Origin of the sequence: Paenibacillus auburnensis (assembly GCF_927798115.1) — a bacterium.
GTDB classification, from domain to species: Bacteria; Bacillota; Bacilli; order Paenibacillales; family Paenibacillaceae; genus Paenibacillus_AQ; species Paenibacillus_AQ auburnensis.
In genome coordinates this window covers 238637-256697 of sequence record NZ_CAKMMG010000003.1, presented here as the reverse complement: position 1 = coordinate 256697, position 18061 = coordinate 238637, and the positions used below count along the sequence as shown (strand labels likewise).

General features: G+C 44.1%; 15 protein-coding genes and 1 pseudogene. 13 read left to right on the top strand and 3 right to left on the bottom strand.

Annotation, left to right across the window (positions count from 1 at the left end):
* Positions 1-2: 2 nt before the first annotated feature.
* Together L6H70_RS15110 and L6H70_RS15105 are read left to right on the top strand one after the other, a co-directional pair.
* Entirely contained in the window at positions 3-1676 is a 1674-nt protein-coding gene (locus L6H70_RS15110; RefSeq protein WP_236334470.1) for a glycoside hydrolase family 172 protein, read from the top strand.
* Complete coding sequence (locus tag L6H70_RS15105) at positions 1676-3097, top strand: glycoside hydrolase family 32 protein (protein ID WP_236334468.1); 1422 nt, start codon at positions 1676-1678, stop codon at positions 3095-3097. The genes L6H70_RS15110 and L6H70_RS15105 overlap by 1 nt, the downstream gene beginning before the upstream one ends.
* A gap of 176 nt (positions 3098-3273) precedes the next feature.
* Here L6H70_RS15105 and L6H70_RS15100 read toward each other — a convergent pair whose 3' ends face one another.
* Positions 3274-4239 (bottom strand): NAD(P)H-dependent flavin oxidoreductase, encoded by a 966-nt coding sequence (locus tag L6H70_RS15100; protein WP_236334466.1) that lies wholly within the window; start codon positions 4237-4239, stop codon positions 3274-3276.
* Positions 4240-4476: 237 nt separating this feature from the next.
* On the opposite strand from L6H70_RS15100, the gene L6H70_RS15095 reads away from it, so the two are divergent.
* The 6 genes from L6H70_RS15095 to L6H70_RS15065 all read left to right on the top strand — a co-directional run bounded on the left by L6H70_RS15095 (position 4477) and on the right by L6H70_RS15065 (position 13238).
* Positions 4477-6465 (top strand): right-handed parallel beta-helix repeat-containing protein, encoded by a 1989-nt coding sequence (locus L6H70_RS15095; RefSeq protein WP_341482747.1) that lies wholly within the window; start codon positions 4477-4479, stop codon positions 6463-6465.
* A gap of 122 nt (positions 6466-6587) precedes the next feature.
* The gene (locus tag L6H70_RS15090) at positions 6588-7940 is read left to right on the top strand and encodes an extracellular solute-binding protein (RefSeq protein WP_236334464.1); all 1353 of its coding nucleotides are present in this window, start codon (positions 6588-6590) and stop codon (positions 7938-7940) included.
* Positions 7941-8009: 69 nt separating this feature from the next.
* The gene (locus L6H70_RS15085) at positions 8010-8906 is read left to right on the top strand and encodes a carbohydrate ABC transporter permease (protein ID WP_236334461.1); all 897 of its coding nucleotides are present in this window, start codon (positions 8010-8012) and stop codon (positions 8904-8906) included.
* Between the two features lies 1 nt (position 8907).
* On the top strand, positions 8908-9744 hold the full coding sequence (locus tag L6H70_RS15080) for a carbohydrate ABC transporter permease (protein WP_236334459.1): 837 nt from the start codon (positions 8908-8910) through the stop codon (positions 9742-9744).
* A gap of 201 nt (positions 9745-9945) precedes the next feature.
* Entirely contained in the window at positions 9946-11643 is a 1698-nt protein-coding gene (locus L6H70_RS15075) for a cache domain-containing sensor histidine kinase (protein ID WP_236334458.1), read from the top strand.
* The gene (locus L6H70_RS15065; protein ID WP_279306758.1) at positions 11625-13238 is read left to right on the top strand and encodes a response regulator; all 1614 of its coding nucleotides are present in this window, start codon (positions 11625-11627) and stop codon (positions 13236-13238) included. Before L6H70_RS15075 ends, L6H70_RS15065 begins: the two co-directional genes overlap by 19 nt.
* Positions 13239-13402: 164 nt before the next feature.
* Here L6H70_RS15065 and L6H70_RS15055 read toward each other — a convergent pair whose 3' ends face one another.
* The gene (locus L6H70_RS15055) at positions 13403-13831 is read right to left on the bottom strand and encodes a MerR family transcriptional regulator (protein ID WP_236334456.1); all 429 of its coding nucleotides are present in this window, start codon (positions 13829-13831) and stop codon (positions 13403-13405) included.
* A 121-nt stretch (positions 13832-13952) separates the two neighbouring features.
* On the opposite strand from L6H70_RS15055, the gene L6H70_RS15050 reads away from it, so the two are divergent.
* Entirely contained in the window at positions 13953-15002 is a 1050-nt protein-coding gene (locus L6H70_RS15050; protein WP_236334454.1) for an NAD(P)-dependent alcohol dehydrogenase, read from the top strand.
* A gap of 158 nt (positions 15003-15160) precedes the next feature.
* Here the strand turns inward: L6H70_RS15050 and L6H70_RS15045 are convergent, their stop codons facing one another.
* Positions 15161-15709: a TetR/AcrR family transcriptional regulator gene (locus tag L6H70_RS15045; protein ID WP_236334452.1), complete on the bottom strand. Its 549-nt coding sequence runs from the start codon at positions 15707-15709 to the stop codon at positions 15161-15163.
* Positions 15710-15897: 188 nt separating this feature from the next.
* On the opposite strand from L6H70_RS15045, the gene L6H70_RS15040 reads away from it, so the two are divergent.
* From L6H70_RS15040 to L6H70_RS15030, 4 genes and pseudogenes are all read left to right on the top strand, one after another.
* Positions 15898-16899 carry an NADP-dependent oxidoreductase gene (locus L6H70_RS15040; RefSeq protein WP_236334450.1) on the top strand — a complete coding sequence of 334 codons (1002 nt, stop codon included), beginning with the start codon at positions 15898-15900 and terminating at the stop codon, positions 16897-16899.
* 19 nt (positions 16900-16918) lie between these two features.
* Positions 16919-17704 (top strand): SDR family oxidoreductase, encoded by a 786-nt coding sequence (locus L6H70_RS15035; protein ID WP_236334448.1) that lies wholly within the window; start codon positions 16919-16921, stop codon positions 17702-17704.
* A pseudogene (locus L6H70_RS28810) lies at positions 17686-17763 on the top strand (SDR family NAD(P)-dependent oxidoreductase); the annotation flags it as partial. The gene L6H70_RS15035 and the pseudogene L6H70_RS28810, both read left to right, overlap by 19 nt.
* Positions 17745-18059: an FAD-dependent oxidoreductase gene (locus L6H70_RS15030; protein ID WP_341482748.1), complete on the top strand. Its 315-nt coding sequence runs from the start codon at positions 17745-17747 to the stop codon at positions 18057-18059. The pseudogene L6H70_RS28810 and the gene L6H70_RS15030, both read left to right, overlap by 19 nt.
* The last annotated feature ends 2 nt before the right edge of the window (positions 18060-18061 follow it).

The following is an 18061-nucleotide window of genomic DNA, read 5'->3' as shown; positions in this document are numbered from 1 at the left end:
ATATGACTGAAGTGGAGCCAGAACAGAGCGTTTATACGTATAGAGACCTTGTGAGAAGACTATATGATCTTGAAGCACTAGCGTTTCCTCCGCAGGCCGGTGAGAAGTCGGGTTGTTTCTCCAGTTATGATCGGAGATCCATTTATAACACCGAGACGGGGCTATACGAGGATTGGGGAGCTAACGATGACGGGGGAGGTTTCCTCCGCCAGGAGGGTGAGAGTATTGTGGCCTTGGAATTGGATGGACCCGGTGTGATCTGGAGAGTATGGTCAGCTCTTCCCAAGGAAGGGCACATCCGGATATTTATCGATCATTCTGATACACCAGTGATCGATCAACCCTTTCGTGATTATTTTGACAGATTTAATCGAGAGGATGCCCCGGCCAACTTTCCCAATTTGGCACCTACGCTGTCACGAGGAAGAAACTGTTTTATCCCCATACCTTTTCAGCAACATTGCAAAGTGCTTCTGGACAAAGGCTGGGGCGCTTATTATCACATTACTTATACTACGTTTCCTTCCAATATCCGTTTGCCTTCCTTTAACGGCAGCATAGATAAAATGTCGGCTATTGTGCTAGCTGAAGCGGACCGGATTTTACAGCAAAGGGGAACCCGGTCTTTTAAAAAAACAGAAGAAACCTCTTACAAGAACATTACAGAAACCGTAAATGTTCCGGCAGGCGGCAAAGCCGTACTGTTTAATAAACAAGGGGCTGGCGCTATTTCTATGATCCGCATAAGAACTGATATTGGAAGGCAGAGCGAGGAACGACAGCGGAGCTTAGTCCGACAATTGGCCATTTCAATGAAATGGGATAATGAAGAGAATCCTTCTGTATGGGCGCCATTGGGTGATTTTTTCGGCAGCGCGCCAGGGATTAAGCCATACCGTTCCCTACCTCTGGGAATGAATGAACATGAAATGTACAGCTATTGGTACATGCCGTTCTCAGATGGTGCAAGGATTGAAATTGTAAATGACGGTACGGAGCCGTGTGAGATAACGGCTGAATTTCAATATACATCTTTAATGAGTTCTATTACAGATAACCTCTTGCGTTTTCATGCCAAATGGCATCGGGACGAGTATCTGTATTTGGATACCGAACGCTTTATGGAAGGTGGTGACCGCTGGCCGGATTGGCCGCTGCTGCTGACAAAAGGCCGGGGAAGATTCTGCGGTGTCCATCTTCACGTTTACAATACTTGGGAGAAGCCGGATGAGGAAGCTGAGGCCTGGTGGTACGGGATAGGAGACCGGAAAACCATTGACTGGTGGTGGGGAGAAGGAGACGAGAAATTTTTTGTGGATGGCGAATCTTTTCCGTCTACCTTTGGAACGGGCAGCGAGGACTATATTGGCTATGCCTGGGCGGCAGAGCCGCCGTTCCCTATGTTCGACAGTGCCTTTGCCAGTCAGCCCTTTGTTGAATTAGATGCCAATGGACACACCTCAGTGAACCGTTTTCAAGTTTGCGACAATGTTCCTTTCATGAATTCCTTCGAAGGCTATATTGAAAAGTATAAAGGAAATCAGTGGGGCCCGAGTAACCAATGTTTGTACGCTGCCACCGTCTACTGGTATCAGGAACAAGGCACAAGTGATGCTTATATACCAGTTTCGTTGGATGAACGCTTAGCCATTCAAAATAACGGGAGGTATGATTAATGAAGGAATTTTTCTATCGTCCGGAGAACGCCTGGGTGGGAGATGTAATCCCCTATTATGAAGATGGGGAGTTTAAACTCTTTTATCTGCATGGCTGGAGAGATAATTATCGTGAAGGTCTGGAGCAAGGCTGGCATTTACTTGGAACGAAGGATTTCGTGAATTACAGGGAAGATGGGGCTTGTAAAATCGAAGGTGGGACTGGCCACATCCTCAAGGTTGATGATATCTATCATATGTTCTATTGTATTTTTCCTGATGGAAAACAGTTTGCCTGTCATGCCGTCAGTAAGGATCTGCAAACATGGGAGCCTATTCCTGAAGACACTTTTGGTCCAGATGGTGAAATTTATGAACTGGCGGACTGGCGTGATCCCTTTGTTTTCTGGAATGAAGAGGAAGGACAATACTGGATGCTGATTGCAGCTTTGGCCAAAGGACCGACGAACCGGAAAGGCTGCACAGGCTTGTTGTCCTCTAAGGATCTCAAACATTGGGAATACAGGGAGCCACTGTATGCGCCGAACCTGCATGTTGGAGCTCATGAGTGCCCGGATTTATTCCAGATGGGGGACTGGTGGTACCTCATTTATTCTTCTTATACTGGGCGATTCGGTACCTTTTACCGGATGAGTCGTTCCTTGAACGGACCATGGATTACACCGCCGGAGGAGGCCTTTGATGGACGGGCTTATTATGCGGCTAAGTCAGTATCCGATGGCCAGAAACGTTATTTGTTCGGCTGGAATCCGACAAAAAATGACGATCTGTTTGGCTGGAATCCGCCGGAAGCTTCTGGCAAAGATTATGATACATGGGATTGGGGAGGTAATTTGGTTGTGCATGAAATCCTACAGCGCCTGGACGGGACACTAGGTGTAAAAGTTCCAGAAACCATAGACTCGGCTTTCACCCACCAGTTACCTGCTCATTTTAATGGAGTTGCTGGAGAGTGGGAGATTACAGGAGCTTTGATCCGATGCGATTCCCCTTATTCCTTTGCCGGCTGCATCACAGAGGAAGAATTGCCGGATTTGTGCAAAATCTCAGCCGACGTTTCTTTCTCCGGTTCGACCCAAGGTTTGGGGATCATGCTCAGGGCAGACGAGGGTCTGGATATTGCCTACTATATCACGTTGGAACCCGAACGAAGCCGGATTACCTTCCGTGGACCGATTATGCAAACAGAAGAAGGGGGCAAAACCTTTCCTTACGATGTGGAACTGGAACGTCCGATTAAGCTGCTGCCGGATCAGGAGTATGAGTTGAAGGTATTCGTGGACAGCACGATTTGTGAAATTTATGTCGGAGGAGAAGTGGCTTTGAGTGCCAGAATATATGATGTTCAGCTTGGAAAGCTTGCACTATTCGTTAGTCAAGGTACAGCGGAATTTAAACGGGTCAAGATAGAAACTCTTTAAGAGTTTTCACAATAATAAACTTTAGATCTCATCTTAAAGTAAGTTAAGGTGAGATCTTTAATTTAATAAAGGGCTCAGGGCGCTCATGAAGCTCTATCAAGGTGTAAAAGAAGCGTTCGAACGGAAAATATAATTATTTAACCACTTTAATCGTGCTTTTGATTCGTATATCAACCTTAAGTTGCCGGGTTCAATGCCCCTTGATACTCATTCATCAAATTATCGATAATCTGCTGTACGGACAAAATCTCTTTAATCTCATGAACTCTGGACCCAGCAAAAACCAATCCGTTCTTAACATCTCCTCTAAGGGAAGTGAGCAGGGATTCCATTGTACAGAAGCGATGGGAGCAAACCTTTAGACAATCATAGCATTTGACTATCTTTAATTTGGCATCATTGCTGATCCGGTCCGTAAATTCATTCCGAATCGCTCTACCTTCCAGCCCCACGGTAGACTTGATTAAAACAGTATCTCCTTGCTGAGCATCTACATACTTTTGCTTGAAGGCTAAGGGAGCATCACACTCATGGCTAGCCACAAAACGGGTACCCATTTGAACACCAGATGCACCAAGCCGAAGGGCTTTTGCGATATCATCCCCCGTCAGAATTCCACCCGCAGCAATAACCGGAATCGAAACCGCCTCTAAGACTTCAGGAAGGATATCAAACATGGATCTGTCTGTACCTAAATGGCCCCCAGCTTCGAACCCTTCCACAACGACTGCGGAGGCACCGAGTCTTTCGGAAATCCGGGCTAATTTGGCGGATGAAACAATAGTTACGACAGGAGTACCGTATTCTTTGCCCCAAGCATAAATATCTCTAGAAATTCCGGCTCCGGAAATAATAAAGTCAACCTTTTCCTCCAAAGCAATCTTCATTTTTTCGGCAAAGTCCTTCACTGCGAATAGTACATTCACACCGATATAGCCAACCCCATTAGAGAGTTCTCTTGTTTTGCGAATATGCATTCTCAGCTCTTCTGAAGTGATTCCTGTACCAGAGATGGTGCCGATCCCGCCTGCACTGGCAACTGCAGCGGCTAGTCCACTTAAGGATATGCCTACACCCATTCCACCTTGGATAACAGGAACTCTCGATTTAATATGTCCGAATCGAATTGTTGGAAGTTTCAATTACACACCTCTTTCGCAAGTTGTTGACATTATTAAAACTCCTCTTGAGTAATAAGATAAATCGTATCACAGTTAAGTTTTTTCCGGATGTGACTGTAAACATGCCCAATCCATGTTAAATATCATGTCTTTCAAAAAATGAATCATGAATAAAGAGCAAGTCTCTCTGTGAAAATAGTAAAAAGAATACAATAAAATAGAAAAACGCTTACATGGTCTTCTACTTTTCTATCCTTTATGATTTTCGTACTTGCCCTTGAAAAGGTCCATATGTGGCAGAATAGGCTAGTAACAGGAGGTTATAGGAAGATTGAATATCATGTAGCGAAGAACGGATCGGACCAGGGAACAGGAAGTCCGAACGACCCGTTTCTCACAATTAACCAAGCCGCTTCCGTCGCAGTGGCGGGTGATACCGTTACGGTCCATGAAGGATTGTACCGGGAATGGGTCAGACCGAGACATAAAGGGTTAAGCGAAAAACGAAGAATCATCTATCAAGCCGCACTGGGTGAGAAGGTCATTATTAAGGGCTCCGAACACATTCAGGATTGGCAGCAAGTAAACGGAAGTATATGGAAAGCCATTCTGCCCAGCACGATGTTCGGCACCTTTAACCCTTATAGGGAAGAGATATTCGGAGACTGGCTTGTCACTATTGAAGAGACCAAACATCTGGGGGATATTTATCTGAATGGCATGTCTTTTTTTGAGGTGAGCCGATTTGACCAGCTGGAAGCTCCAACCATTCGTACAGAGGTGAAAGATCTATGGACAGGGGAGCTCATCCCTCTACATCACCCAAAGCAGTCTGCTTACGTTTGGTACGCGGAAGTGGGTGAAGAACAAACAATTATATTCGCCAATTTCCAAGGGGCCAACCCTAACGAGGAATTCGTCGAGGTGAATGTTCGCCGGTCTTGCTTCTACCCTGAAATGACAGGTGTGGACTATATAACGGTCCGAGGTTTTGAAATGGCACATGCCGCAACCCCTTGGGCACCTCCGACAGCCGATCAGCCTGGTCTCCTTGGTACGAATTGGAGCAAAGGCTGGATTATCGAACATAATATCATCCATGATGCCAAGTGCAGCGCTATCAGCATCGGAAAAGAAGCCTCCACCGGTCAGCACTACCGTTCCATCCGGAAGGATAAGCCTGGGTACCAATACCAGCTGGAATCGGTATTTACCGCAGAGCGGCAGGGCTGGAGCAAGGAAACGATCGGTTCACACCTTATTCGGCATAACACCATTTATGATTGCGGGCAGAATGGTATTGTCGGACATCTGGGCTGTATCTTCAGTGAAATTCATCATAATCATATCTACAACATTGCTATCAAACGGGAGTTTTGGGGCCATGAGATTGCCGGGATCAAGTTTCACGCCCCGATCGATGTTCATATCCACCATAATCGGATTCATGATTGTACCTTAGGGATGTGGCTTGATTGGCAGATCCAAGGCACCAGAATCAGCAAGAACCTGTTCTATCGGAATTACCGCGATTTATTCCTGGAGGTCAGCCATGGACCATGCATCGTCGACCACAACATCCTAACCTCGGATTATGCTTTCGAGAATGTATCGCAGGGCGGGGTTTATATTAACAATCTGATCGCAGGCAAGATCATCCACAGAAAGGTACTGAATCGTTCCACTCCATACCACCTTCCGCATAGCACCAAAGTTGCAGGTTTCTCACTTACTTACGGCGGGGATGACCGTTTTTATAACAACGTTTTTGTGGGAAAAAGAGGATTGGATGGGGCGGGAACCTCCCATTATAACAACTACACCACCTCGCTTACCGAATATATCGAGAATGTTCACAAGCTTCACGGAGATCTGGAAGAATTTGAGCTTGTGGAGCAGCCTGTATATATCAACAGGAATGCATATTTAAATGGCGCCGAGCCTTTTGCAAGGGAGCAGGTAAAGCTGGTTGAGGGCAGCTTTGATCCATCCATTGAGATTATCGATCTTGGAGATGAGGGTTTCCTATCCATTGAATTGCCTGACAGTTTCGACAACCTAGAGGGTGAAGTTCATACGACAGCCACTTTGCCCCGGGTACGAATCGTGGACGCCGAGTTTGATAACCCGGAGGGTGGCGAGCTGATCCTGGATACGGATTTCTTAAATGAACCCAAAGACGGGACAAGCGTCCTTGGACCGATCAGTCTTCTGAAAAAAGGGGGAAATCTGATTAAGCTTTGGTAAGTTCCAAAACAAAAATCAAGTAAAAAGATTCTATCTTTTAGTAAAGCGATTTCATGTTTCAAAAGAAAGAAATCATTTAACATTAGAGATGTAAGCGGTTTATAAAAAGGGAGGCAAACAAAATGAAACAATGGATGAAGAGGTTCATGGGGTTAAGCTTGGCCGTTCTTATGACATCATCGCTTGCAGCTTGCGGTGGAAATAACAGCACCAGCAGCAACAATAGCAACACCAGCAGCGACAGTTCAAATACGGATTCTGCCAAAGATAAGAATGAGAAAATCAAAATTACCATGTGGTCACAATTTTCCGACCCAAATTCCAAGGACGGAGGATTTATCGGTTTTTATAAGGCTCTAGAGGCAACAAAGGCGAAGTTCCCAGATGTAGTAATTGAACATTCGGGATTTGGCGGAGAGGCGTACAAGACCAAAATTAAGACAGCGTCTGCTGCGGATGAATTGCCTGACATTTTCTTTTCTTGGGGTGGAGGTTTCGCCCAACCGTTTATCGCAGGCGGCAGAGCTCTCCCGCTTGATGACCTGGCTGCAGATGGAACTTTAGATAAGCTGGTACCTGGAACCACGGCTAACTTCACCTATGATAATAAGCTTTACGGGCTTCCGACCAATATTGCAACAGCCAACCTGTATGTTAATACAGAATTATTTCAAGCCGCTGGCGCGAAAATCCCAACCACTTGGGACGAGCTTATGAGTGCCATTAAAGCTTTGAATGCGAAGAAGATTACCCCAATCGCACTTGGTGCCAAGGATAGATGGCCTGCTATGTTCTGGAACTCTATTCTGGATATTCGGATGGGTGGGGTGGAAGCTGTTAATGCTGCCTTGACCAAAAAGGGTTCTTTTGATACTCCGGAGTTTGTGGAAGCCAGCCGTAAATATAAAGAACTTCTGGATGCAAAAGCATTCGGTGCCAACCCATTAGGGACGTCTTATGATGATTCCATCGGTATGTTCCTGACTGGTAAAGCGGCCATGTTGTATATGGGAGCATGGGTGAACGGGCAAATTGATGCAGCTGATTCCCAGGTAAAGGGTAAAATAGATGTCGTGAAATTCCCTGAGATCCCAGGAGGAAAAGGAAGCGTTGATGAATGGCACGGGGGATCCGGAGAAACGTTCATGATTAATGCCAAAGTAGAAAATAAAGATCGGGTGTGGGAAGTATACAAGTACTTTATGGAGACCATGGGTAAAGAAGTATATTTGGCTGGCTCCGGGTCCTCTGCTTGGAAGGGTGAGATGGGCGATACCTCGAAGGTAGATCCTCTTGCTGTTAAGATTGGCGAACTGTCTTCTACGGGAACTGCTTTCTCCTACTGGTGGGACCAGATGTTGTCCGGTAACGAGACCGAGTCTATGTTCGGTTCATTAATGAAATTTACAGCTGGCAAAAGCTCTCCTGAAGAGTTCAATAAAGAACTGCAGAGTAAAATCAATCCTGGCCAATAGTAGAGATACACATAAAGAGTGAACTGGTGAAGCAAGCTTCACCAGTTCACTAAGGGGGAGAGAAAAATTATGCATGCGGTATTTGGCAATAAGAAAGCCATTGCAGTGTTTGTGCTGCCCGCTTTAATACTGTTCATACTTGTAGGTTTTATCCCGATTGTCCAATCCTTTTATTACAGTATGCTGGATTGGAACGGTATCGGAGAAGCCAAATTCGTTGGGCTGAAGTGGTATAAAGATCTGTTTGTAGATGACAGCTATGATATGCAGTTTGTTCACTCGATATGGAATACATTCTACTTGGCTCTTTTATCAGTTTGTTTGCAGATTCCTTTCGCTTTCATCCTGGCATACATTCTTGGAAGAGGGGTAAGAGGAGAGAAATTCTACCGCACCTTATTCTTCATCCCGGTAACCATTTCATCAGCGGTGATTGGACTTTTGTTCTTATCCGTTCTTAACCCCAATTACGGTGTTCTAAATGTTTTCTTGGATAAGGTTGGACTAGGTTCCTGGCAGCATGATTGGCTAACGGAAGAAAAAACGGCATTATCAGGCATTATGTTGCCGGCGGTTTGGCAATGGATTGGCTATTATATGCTTTTGTTATATGCAGCAATTAAAGGGATCTCCGAAGAGATATTTGATGCTGTAAAAATTGATGGCGCGTCCGCTCTACGCAGTATGTTTTCCATCGTAATCCCTTTAATCAGTCCTATTATTAAAATCTGTATCGTATTTGCTGTAATCGGTTCTCTGAAATTTTTTGATCTGACATTTATTATGACGAATGGTAATCCCGCACCGGCGACGGATGTGCCAAGCACCCTTATGTACGCCACAATTTTCAAAAGAAATATGTACGGGTACGGTAGTGCAATGGCGGTCTTTATGGTAGTGGAATGTCTCGTCTTTTATTATATACTTCAGCGGGGTTTCAAGTCTTACGAAGAAGGAGACAGCTAGCATGGTCAAACTCAAATGGAACTCCAAAACTGCATGGCTTCAGCTTTTTCTTGTCATGTTTGCAATCATTCAGTTCGCTCCTCTAGTCTGGTTGGTTTTAACATCGTTCAAATCCAATATTGAAATAACCGGAAGCAATGTAATAGGATTCCCTGAGAAATGGTTGTTATCCAATTATAGAAATGTATTCGTAGGCTCTAATTTAGGATTAAACTTCCTGAACAGCTTGCTCTATACCGGGGCAACGGTGCTTGCTTCGGGATTACTGTCGGCGATGGTGTCTTTTGCTATCACCCGGATGCAATGGAAGCTTAGTAAAGTCGTACTTGCTGTCTTTATGTCCGGTCTGATGATTCCGGTTCATGCAACGCTGCTGCCCATCTTTCAAATTCTAAAACAAACTCATTTGCTAAATACCCCCTGGGCATTGATCATTCCATATACGGTAAACGCTATTCCTGCGGCTATGTTCATTATGGTCGGGTTCTTCTCCAGTCTCCCCCGTGAATTGGAGGAAGCCAGCGTAGTGGACGGTTGCAATATCTATCAAGTCTTCTTTAAAATCATGCTGCCCTTAATTAAGCCGGCGATCGTGTCCGTATCGATATTCACTTTTCTGGCCGCATGGAACGAGTTGATGTTCGCCACCACCTTTATCAGCAATACCAAACTGATGACCATTACGGTTGCCATTAACTCGCTTCGAGGGCTTCATACCACAGAGTACGGCCCGATTGCTGCAGGCATGGTAATCGCAACGATACCTACTATTCTCATCTATATTTTATTAAGTGATAAAGTACAAAAGAGTATCGTTGCCGGGGCGGTAAAGGGCTAATAATAGTCAGAAAATTTAAGCGAGCCTTCTTCAGAGGGCTCGCTTGGTTAGATTCAATCATTTGAAGAATCTTGTCTATGCTATACTCGAGATGAAGCCTGGAAACGAAAGATTACTAGGAATACCCCGGAGAAGGTGATTTCGTTGGTGAAGTTTTCGAAGATAAGGACGCAAATGATAACCTATTATATACTTCTGCTATTGATTTCTCTGCTGATTAGCAGTGTCTTATACCAGAGGTTTAACCGTGGGCTGGTGGATGAAAAGATCGCGGAGGTTTCCGAACAAAGTATCTATGCCATTCAATCCAGCATGAACTCTCTGTTCGAGAGCACCTCGAAATATTCTCAAAGGGTTATTGCCAGCAGTACTATTCAGGATACTTTAAAGACAGAATTTACGTATGACGGGTTCGTATCCTCAAACTCAATGATTCGCAAAGTATTGAATGAGATTTTTCTGGCTGAATCCAATGTGGCTTCTGTCTATTTATTCCGCAACGACGACTTATATTATTCCCTTGAATTACAGGAGTCCAAATTGAATGCGACGAGTATAAAGACAGCACCATGGTATCCAGATGTTGTACGAAAAAATGGCGGTCTGATCTGGAACATCAATGCAGGGGGAATATTAAAGCCGTCGGCCGAAGGGGAGCAATATCTTTCATTTATCCGATTGGTAAATGATCTAAACACGGCTGAACATATTGGTATTGTCATGATTAATGTTCCGGTTGTCCAAATCAAAAAGCTATATGAACACCCTATTGAGGGAAAGAAATATGATGTTATGGTGGACCGTGAGGATACACCCCTGATCCAATTTGAGAACCCTCAACTTAACCGGTTCGCACAAACGGATGAATTCCTATCCCATGCCCAAGGTTCCTTTATTAAGTCCATAGCCGGCAAACGGTACATTTTTGAAAAGATTGAGGTTGGCGGATGGCGTTATGCAACCGCTTTCTCCATGAGCGAGTGGCCTAATCCTTATAATGCTGTAAACCGTGTTCTCTTCCCTATAGTTGCCTTTAACTTCATTTTTATATTTATCGGATTTATCTGGATTACAAGGTCCATTATTCATCCAATATTAAGCTTATTAAAATCGATGAGAAAAGCTGAGACCGGTGATTATCAGCAGGTCTTACTCAATCCGAAATCGAACGAAATCCGTCAGCTGCAAGATCGGTATAATCGTATGATTGTTACGGTTCAAGAGTCGATAGATAACGTAAAAGAGGCCCAAAGACTGCGAAGGAAATTGGAACTTCATATTCTGCACCAACAAATAAAACCTCATTTTCTATACAATGCCCTTGAGTCAGCAGGGTATTTGGCCTTAGCAGGGGAAAGGGAGCAAACGTACCAGCTCATCTCTGCATTAGCTCAATATTACCGCCTGAGTTTAAGCAAAGGGAATGAGATCATCACTTTGAAAGCAGAATTCGATATAGCCGAGAACTACTTGACGATCCAATCCATGAGATATCCTGAATTATTTACAGTAGTATACGATATAAGTGCCGACCTATATAACTTTCCGATTCCCAAGCTAACTCTCCAGCCCCTAGTTGAGAATTCCATATATCATGGGATTCGTCCTATGGGACAAACCGGGAATATTATAATCTCAGCCACACTTGCAGGTCGTTACGTGGTTTTGACTATTGAGGATGATGGAATAGGAATTCCGGAAGACAAGCTCAGTTCTATTAAAGAGGAAGAACTCGATCACAACGCCGCAAGCTTTGGTTTACGTGGAACGATTACGCGGCTTCGCTTATTTTATGGGGATAGCCTATCTTATTCGGTTAGCAGCTCACCCGGTAACGGGATGAATATCAGGATTGAAATACCTTATATGGAGGATTCAGAGTGGAAAAAGGAAGGATAACCGCGATTGCCGTCGATGATGAGATAAATACAAGAAAGCTTCTTCAGGTTCTGCTGGACTGGAGTGCCTTGGGTATTGAATTTATTGGTGAGGCTAGTAACGGGAACGAAGCCTTAGATTTGATTGAAGTATTAAAACCAAATATTGTATTTACAGATATTAATATGCCATACATGGATGGTTTGGAGCTTGCCAGACTTGCGAAGGAAAAAGACCCGTTCATTAAAATAGTGATTTTAACAGCCTATCCGGAATTTGAGTATGCCAAGCAGGGGGTGAAATTCAAAGTTCATGACTTTTTATTGAAGCCTATTCAACCGGATGTACTGCGAAAATTGGCATTGGATTTAAAAGATGTGATCGAGAAGGAAACCTCGCATTGGAACGAATATCGCAAAATGAAGACAGAACTGTTAGAAAACACGTTTGAAATGAAGGGGAAATTTTTATTAGACTTACTAGTTGGTACTTCTAACCTTGCTCAATTAAATAAAAGATATGAATACTTTTTCGGAGAATCATTTGCCGCAAGTTGTTCCGTAGCTGTTCTGGATGTCTTCCCGGATGGGGAGGTGGACGAAGAACAGAAACTGATTCTCAGTATGGGCTGCAAAAAAATTGTGGAAATTATCGTCCAAGAGCGTGAAGGAGTAAGTTTGTTTCATGATTACGGCGGCCGTGTGGTTATCATTGGCTGGAATAATGAGATCGAATTAGGGATGATCGGTGAACAGGCAATTCGTGTGATTAAAGATAAAATGGGATATCAGACTACTGTAGGCGTTGGAAATTCTTACTATGAACTTAACCGGTTAAGAGAGAGTTACAAAGAAGCTTTAGAAGCACTGCGTTATGGGAATTTATACGGTGGGGGCCAGGTTATTTCCTTTGGTGAGGACATCCGGCTCGTCGATGATCCCAAGGATTTGAAATTAACCGAGATGGAAGAGGTCATTTTCTATATTAGAACAGGACTGAAGGATGAAGCCAAGCGATCCATTGATAACCTGTTTTTATCGTTAGCTTCGACTCGTGGTGCGACAATCGAACAAGCCTATTCTCTAGGAGTACATTTCATTTCTCTGCTTACATTCGCCATGTCAGAGTTAGGAATTACCAAGATTCGCCCTGACCTGCTTGGCGGTGCACCCATTACCGGCCAGTTTAATCGTATATTTGAATGTAAAACATTTAGCGAACTAAGTGTTCTGCTATCCAAATTAGCTGAGGAAATTTCAGTATATATTCATGGCAAAAGAACCCAAAAAAAAGGAAGTATTATTGATGAAGTCCTTACTTACCTAATGGAGGATTTCTGCAACCCGGAACTCACTTTGGGATTTGTATCTCAAAGATTTCATCTTAACTCCAGTTACTTAAGCCGGATATTCAAACAAGAAATAGGTCAGAGCTTCACAGATTATTTATTAAAGCTTCGAATTGACGAGGCTGTAAAGTTAATGAATGAAACCGAATGGAAAGCATATCAGATTGCGGATAAGGTTGGTATCAAGGATCCCTATTATTTCAGCCATCGCTTTAAGAAGGTGACGGGGGTCTCCATTCAGGAATATAAGAGAAATTCAAAGAAGTAATCACCAATACTCGTATCCTCGACATTTTGGACGAGAGTGAGAAAGAAGCCGTGGGCGGGCGTTTCGGACTCGTTACCGGCGGGGAAGAGTATACACGCTCGATAAAAAAGTCATCTGCTGAACATGATTTAGCAGGATGACTTTTTTATTGAACTGAAGATGTATCATTTATACAAATTAGTGAGGGGATGAATTTTTATTTTAGTATTTTTATGAACAGCTTCCGTACCGCTATCCAAGGCAGTCTGGTAGTACAAACATTTATATTCTATGACTTCCATCGTTCTTTTTAATTCTTCCATCTGTGCTTCTACGGAAGCTTTCCGCTCCAGGAACATGTCATATCTTTGCTGCAGGGTGGAATCGCCTTCAGAGCACCACTCAATAAAATGTTTAATTTCCTTAATCGGCATTCCGGATGACTTCAGGCATTCAATTACTTTTAAAGCTTCTATATCCGATTCTTTGAAAACGCGTTTTCCCCCGGAACTCCTCTCTATTGAAGGCATAAGACCTTCCTTGTCATAGTAACGCAGGGTATGTGGTGTCATGTTAAAGTATTCTGCCACTTCAGTTATTGAGTATGTTTTCATCCTGTATCTCCAGTCTCGATTGTAATTTGTGCTTGACTTAGAGTTAACTTTAAGTAATAACATATGTCTTGTAAAGTCTGAATTGCGATTTTAATAACTTAACTAGAAGAGAGGTAACACTATGATAAAAGTAAATGCACGTGCTACATTCAGCCAGGAGGGCCCGTTCAAGCTAACCACCATTGAGCGCCGGAATCTTCAGCCGCACGATATTCTTATTGAAATTAAATATGCCGGGATCTGCCACTCGGACATTCATACAGCCCGCGGGGAGTGGGGACCGGTCAAGTATCCGCTCGTTCCGGGACATGAGATCGCCGGGATTGTCAGTCAGGTCGGTTCCGAAGTTACAAAGTATTCCGTTGGTGACCGGGTAGGGGTAGGCTGTATGGTTGATTCTTGCGGAGAGTGTAGTAGTTGCCATAAAGGTGAGGAACAGTATTGCCTGCATGGAAATACGGGCACCTATGGAGCTACCGACCGGTACGGGCACTATACGCAAGGCGGATATTCGACCCACATCGTGGTAACAGAGAACTTCGTGGTCCGGATTCCTGATTCCATCCCGCTTGACGCTGCTGCACCACTTTTGTGTGCCGGAATCACTACCTACTCACCGCTGCGCCATTGGGGAGCCGCTCCAGGCAAAAAAGTAGCTGTGGTGGGTCTTGGCGGACTTGGACACATGGCTGTGAAGATTGCTCATGCCATGGGAGCTGAGGTTACTGTACTATCACAGTCACTGAAAAAGAAGGAAGATGGCTTGCAATTAGGTGCGGACCATTATTATGCGACTAATGATCCGGAGACATTCAAGCAGCTTGCCGGTTCGTTCGACCTGATTGTAAATACTGTAAGCGCGCAGATTAATATCGATGCCTATCTTTCGCTTCTGGCGCTGGATGGTACATTGGTCAATGTCGGTGCGCCTGCTGATCCGCTGGCAGTTAATGTATTCTCACTGATCGGTCAACGCCGCTCCTTCGCCGGATCCATGATTGGCGGCATCCGTGAAACGCAGGAAATGCTTGATTTCTGCGCTGAACACAATATTGCATCGGAGATCGAGGTTATTTCTGCAGACCAGATTGATGAAGCGTGGGAGCGTGTACTTGCTTCAGATGTCCGTTACCGGTTTGTCATCGATATCAGCACGATGGGGAACGAATAAGAATCGGACACAGCGGGAGATTGCGAAGGATCTGAGGATTAACATTTTCTTATAAATAAATTGTTAAAAAAGCGACTTGTCTACCGGACAAGTTGCTTTTTTTTAGGAGAACCCCCAATTTGACGAAGCTTCAAAAAAGGTTTAGGAGTAATTAGGTTTCAAAGCCCCTGTTTGATTAAACGCCAGATACGCTCAAACCTGTCCTGGTAGTCCGGGAAATTCCATGATTCTTTAAAAGAAGGGAGACTGAACACTGCAAACGCGGAGAGAATCGCCTCTGCCCGTTCAAAGCGGGGATCATGATAATCCATGATGCCGTCAATGATCTGGTAGGAATCCCAGAGAACGTCGCGTAATACGAGTGGATTGCTGTCGACGTATTGCGTATTCAAGGCAAACATCTTGGGATTCTCGTTATAGGCGAGTTTTTTGGCATTAGCAAATGCCCAAAGCCAATCGTGGAGCAATTCTTTGGGGTTAGCCGAATTAGTCATATCGATTTGGATTTGTTCTGAGATCATCCGGTTGAACCAGCTCTTAGAGACGGCTGCCCAGAGCTCTTGTTTATTTTTGAAGTGCTTATATAGTGCTGCGTGGGTGATACTTAATTCATCCGCAATTTGCGAGAGCGTTACTTCGGATTTTTCCGTGCGCTCCATTAATGCCTCCGCTGTTTCAATAATGAGCTCTTGTGTGATTTTAGCCACTGTGCTGTCAACCCTTCCTTCATCAATGAAATGCCTTAATCATCGTTTATATACCTGCCTGTATTTTAGCATATACAATAGCAAGTAACAATTGTTGACTTTTGTAACCTCTGGTATTATGCTAGTTGTGCAAGTTACAAAAACTAATAAATGTTACTTATTATTCAGTGCAAAGGAGGCCATTAAATATGAAAGCAGCGCAGATTACCAAATATTCGAAAAAGTTCAAAGTAGAAGTCAACGATATTCCAATCCCGGAAATAAGTGATAACGAAGTCTTGGTCAAGGTGAAGGCAGCAGCGGTTAATCATTTGGAATTGCTTATCGCCACCGGAAGCGTGAAGCTGATCCAGGATTATAAGTTTCCCCTGGTACTCGGTAACGAGCTGACGGGTGTTATTGAGAAGGTTGGTAAGAACGTCCAAGAATTTAAAGTGGGTGATGCCATTTATTCACGCCTGCCGCTACACAAAATTGGTGCTTTTGCTGAGTACGCGGCAATTAGTGCAGATGCTATCGGGCACTTACCTGCTAATCTGGATTTTGTGACTGGTGCTGCTGCGCCATTAACAGGATTGACTGCCTATCAAGGACTACACGAACAATTAGCTGCTAAAGCTGGCAAAAGCGTGTTTATCCCCGGAGGTTCGGGTTCGTTTGGCCAAATGGCCATTCCTATCGCCAAAAGCATGGGGCTTAAGGTCATTGTCAGCGGAAACCCGCAAGCACGTGAACGGACGATGGCGGCTGGTGCCGACCAATATATTGATTACAAGACAGAGAACTATTGGGAACAACTTCGTGACTTAGATTATGTGATAGATACCTTGGGACCAAGCGAATTTGATCATGAACTTGCAATTATTAAAGCAGGCGGCCGACTTCTTTCTCTGCGTACGGGTCCTAACAAACGTTTTGCCGAAGATATAGGCTTATCAGGCTGGAAGCTCAAGCTCTTCACCATTGCCGGGGCTAAGTATGATTACAAAGCGAAGAAAAAGAATATTCAGTATCATTTTATTTTTGTGCGCAGTGATGGCGACCAGTTGAAAAAAATTACGAAGATCATTGAAGATCACGGAATTGTACCCGCGGTGGACCCGACAGAATTCCACATTGAAGATATTAACGAAGCACTGCATTTTGTTGCAGCAGGTCATCCCAAGGGGAAAGTGATCATCCAGTTTTAAGGGGAGGAGATGATGAAGAATGAAATTAGTAAATAGAACGATATTGGTGACAGGCGGAACCTCCGGGATTGGCTTTGCCTTTGCTAAACGTTTTCTCGAAATGGGCAATACCGTCATCATTACGGGGCGTTCACAAGAGCGCATCGACCAGGTAGTAAAAAACAATCCCGGACTCATTGGGATAGCGGCAGATGTTAGTGATCCGAAAAGCGTTGAGCAGCTTGCCAAAGAACTGGCTGTATACTATCCGAAGCTGGATATTGTTTTTAATAATGCTGGTATCATGCACGAATTTGACTTGTTTGATGAAAGTATCACTTATGAGCAGCTTACCGCAGAAATCAACACCAACTTGAACGGCACAATCTATGTCACTAAGGCTTTGTTGCCACTGTTAGCCAAACAACAGGAGGCCATGATTGTTAATGTTAGCTCACTTCTTGCTAATATTACAGTTGCTAACGCACCGACTTATTCAGCAACGAAGGCCGGCGTCCACATGTTCAGTGATGCATTACGTGAGCAAATCCGTGCCAAAGGAAAAAATATTCATGTGATGGAGCTTTGCCCGCCCGTTATTTCTGAAACCAATCTCACAGACACGTATGACGAAGGGTTCATGAATAAGATGATCTCTTTGCCGTTAGCGAAGCTTGTTTATGCGGGTATTAAAGGGATGGAAAAAAACAAACTGCGGGTGAACGCTGGTTTTACCAAAGTTATGCGCTTTTCAATGAAGTTCGCACCGGATTTCATCACGCATACCTGGGGGCAAATGATTCTAAAATACGAGGCAAAAACTTAATTTTGGTAGCCAGAAGGAAAGACAAATTAGAAGAGCTTAAATCAGCTATTCAGGATATTGGGTTATCAAGACAAAGGATGGATATCTGGTAAAGACCAAAAACGGATTTGAGATAGAATGCGATTATGTACTGGATGCAACCGGAAGAGTTGCAAACGTTGAGAATTTGGGTCTGGAAGAACTGGGCATAGAGGCAAGTCGAAATGGCATTGTGGTTAATGACCACCTTCAAACAAGCGTCCCGAATATATATGCAAGCGGAGATGTAATTGACAAGAAGATCCCCAGACTTACACCGACAGCGGTATACGAGTCCGAATACATAGCAGATCAGATACTTGGAAAGGATAGCTAACC

Coding starts and splice junctions, on each gene's coding strand:
- L6H70_RS15040 (WP_236334450.1), top strand. CDS start 15,898: ATGAAAGCAGCGCAGATTACCAAATATTCGAAAAAGTTCAAAGTAGAA.
- L6H70_RS15105 (WP_236334468.1), top strand. CDS start 1,676: ATGAAGGAATTTTTCTATCGTCCGGAGAACGCCTGGGTGGGAGATGTA.
- L6H70_RS15035 (WP_236334448.1), top strand. CDS start 16,919: ATGAAATTAGTAAATAGAACGATATTGGTGACAGGCGGAACCTCCGGG.
- L6H70_RS15090 (WP_236334464.1), top strand. CDS start 6,588: ATGAAACAATGGATGAAGAGGTTCATGGGGTTAAGCTTGGCCGTTCTT.
- L6H70_RS15055 (WP_236334456.1), bottom strand. CDS start 13,831: ATGAAAACATACTCAATAACTGAAGTGGCAGAATACTTTAACATGACA.
- L6H70_RS15085 (WP_236334461.1), top strand. CDS start 8,010: ATGCATGCGGTATTTGGCAATAAGAAAGCCATTGCAGTGTTTGTGCTG.
- L6H70_RS15095 (WP_341482747.1), top strand. CDS start 4,477: ATGATTTTCGTACTTGCCCTTGAAAAGGTCCATATGTGGCAGAATAGG.
- L6H70_RS15050 (WP_236334454.1), top strand. CDS start 13,953: ATGATAAAAGTAAATGCACGTGCTACATTCAGCCAGGAGGGCCCGTTC.
- L6H70_RS15080 (WP_236334459.1), top strand. CDS start 8,908: ATGGTCAAACTCAAATGGAACTCCAAAACTGCATGGCTTCAGCTTTTT.
- L6H70_RS15110 (WP_236334470.1), top strand. CDS start 3: ATGACTGAAGTGGAGCCAGAACAGAGCGTTTATACGTATAGAGACCTT.